Source organism: Lacrimispora sp. 38-1 (assembly GCF_049890855.1).
Taxonomy (GTDB): Bacteria; Bacillota; Clostridia; order Lachnospirales; family Lachnospiraceae; genus Lacrimispora.
Genome location: NZ_JBANEW010000007.1, coordinates 1 through 550 on the forward strand (window position 1 = coordinate 1; position 550 = coordinate 550).

Annotated in this window: 1 protein-coding gene; it reads left to right on the forward strand. The window is 62.0% G+C overall.

Annotation, left to right across the window (positions count from 1 at the left end):
* Positions 1-176: 176 nt before the first annotated feature.
* Positions 177-550 (forward strand): hypothetical protein (locus V7D18_RS02585; protein ID WP_426151169.1); only part of this gene is annotated, 374 nt, incomplete at its 3' end.

Consider the following 550-nt stretch of genomic DNA (forward strand, 5'->3'; position numbering starts at 1 on the left):
GGTCAAACGCGCCAGCCGTGCCTGATCCATCAGGATAGACGCCATTGGCGACAACCGCCTGGCCGGCGCCCGGCCATGGTTTTGATCCTCGCCTGCCGATGGCGTGCAGGTTAACATTCAAGTCGGCTTCTAGCTCAAGTTCTGATATACCACAGCAAGCACAAGGAATCGGCGTGATGCGCCAGGAAAGCGGCTGGAACAACGACATCGTCCAGCGTCTGGACGCGAAATTCGCCGACGCCTGGGCCAGCCGCTCGCCCACAACCGACCTGGGAGGCTTCGTGAAAAACACCCTGATTGTTCTGCTGTCATTGGTTTTGCTCACCGCCTGTCAGGAATCCCCGACCGGGCGCTCGCAGCTGGCCCTGGTGCCAGACACGGTGCTGGCGAATCTCGGCGCCAGTACGTTCGAGGAAATGAAGCAACAGAATCCGGTCGTGACCGACGCCGCGACCCTCCGCCGGGTACAGTGCGTTGCCGACGCCCTGGTGGTTGCCGCAACCCGGCTCTACCCCAATGCCCCCTTCCCAGACGACTGGGAAGTGGTGGT